This window comes from Streptomyces hirsutus (genome assembly GCF_001418415.1).
In the GTDB taxonomy this organism is placed as follows: domain Bacteria; phylum Actinomycetota; class Actinomycetes; order Streptomycetales; family Streptomycetaceae; genus Streptomyces; species Streptomyces hirsutus.
Genome location: NZ_LIQT01000719.1, coordinates 1 through 1,575 on the forward strand (window position 1 = coordinate 1; position 1,575 = coordinate 1,575).

The following is a 1,575-nucleotide window of genomic DNA, read 5'->3' on the forward strand; positions in this document are numbered from 1 at the left end:
GGCCGGGGCCGGGACCGGGGCCGGAGCAAACGCGAGTGCGTGGCCGTGGTGGGAGTCGCTCAGGGAGTGGTGACGAACGACCGGTACCAGGGGGCTGCGTGGGGGAAGGCGCGGAGGAAGGGCTCGCCCGGGGAGCAGTCCAGGCCGTCCCAGAAGGTGTCGTCCCTGAACCAGTGGTCCACGGTGAGCATGCCGAGGTGGTGCAGGGCGCGCGGGGAGCCGGCGGCCCGTGCGTAGGCGGTCGGGACGTCGACCTCCGTTCCCTCGCCGGGCTGTTCCACCTGTGTGCAGACGGCCGCGAGCAGCTCCGACGCGGGCACCGGGTCCGGGTGGTTGACGTAGTGGACGCCAGGTTCGTGCACCGGGGAGAGTGCCGCGGCGACGGCCGCGCGGCCCAGGGTGTCGACGTCGATCATCGAGTGCAGGGCTCCGCAGCCCGCCACGGTCGCCGACAACTCCCTCAGGAGTCCCACCAGTCCGGGGACCACCCAGCGGTCGCCCGTGCCGTACACCAGGTGGGGCCGCAGCACCAGGCCGTCCGCCTCGAGGACGTGTCGTTCGGCCGCGGCGCGGGCGCGGCTGGCGGCGGAGGCGGGGGCGACGGGTGCCTCGCCGGGCCGTACGCCGCGGAAGGGGCCCCTGCCGTGGACGGCGGCGGTGCTCACGTACAGGACGCGGCGCACCCCGCTGCGTACTGCCTCCTCCAGCAGGGCCTTCGTGCCCCGGTCGTTGACCGCCGCGACGGATTCCGGGTCACCGGTGATGCGCGAGGCGCAGTGGACGAGGACATCGACGCCGTCGCAACTGCCGCGCAGGGAGGCGGGGTCGGCGAGGTCGCCGGGAACGGTCCCGGTGGACGGGAGTGCGCCCAGGGAGGGGGCCGCTTGCGTCGCTTCGGGCCGTGCGCTCCCGGCGGGTGTACGGCGGGAAAGCAACCGGACGCGGGCGTACGGGTGTTGGCGGGCGGCGGCGGCGACCCGGCTGCCGATGAAGCCGGTGCCGCCCGTGACCAGGAGGTTCACCGTCATGTCAGCGACCGTACCGGGGTCGGGGCCGGGATCGGGGGCGGCCCCGGGGTCCGGCGGTGGGGTGCCGAGGTGAGGGAGACGGTGAAGACGGGTTTGTCGTTCTGCAGGCCGAGGACCCGTACGGTCACCTCGTCTCCGTCGGCGTGGTCTCCCCTGTCGGGGCTCCTGGCTTCAGCGCCTGCCCCGCCCTTGTCGAGGACCTCGGTTTCGAGGAGGCAGGGGCGGTCCAGTTCGGTGTAGCGGCTGAAGGTGGAGGCCAGGTCGGAGGGAAGGAAGACGCGTCCGCCGGTTGCCGCTGTCGCCGCCTGGCGGGCCGCCTCGAACAGAACCATGCCGGGGACGTGGTCGTTGGGCCGGGCGAAGAGGACGGGGTGACCAGTGTCGACGCGCAGGAGCCAGGTGCCGGGTCGGTCCGAGCGGGAGAGGACGACGTCCTCCGCACGGCGGCGGCCGACCAGTTCGTGAGGGACGGGAGGGACGGGAGGGGAGGGAGATATCGCGGTGCCCGGACCGGCCAGCTGCCCGGCTCGCAGGCGGCGGTAAGCGG

The 1,575-nt window shown here is 74.1% G+C and carries 2 protein-coding genes; both read right to left on the reverse strand.

The genetic code is table 11. The features are described from left to right. Positions 1-59: 59 nt before the first annotated feature. Positions 60-1,028 (reverse strand): NAD-dependent epimerase/dehydratase family protein, encoded by a 969-nt coding sequence (locus AOK11_RS37850; protein ID WP_055598144.1) that lies wholly within the window; start codon positions 1,026-1,028, stop codon positions 60-62. Beyond that, positions 1,025-1,575, reverse strand: a 551-nt coding sequence (locus tag AOK11_RS37855) for an AfsA-related hotdog domain-containing protein (protein ID WP_276204868.1), incomplete at its 5' end; no start/stop codon positions are given. The genes AOK11_RS37850 and AOK11_RS37855, both read right to left, overlap by 4 nt.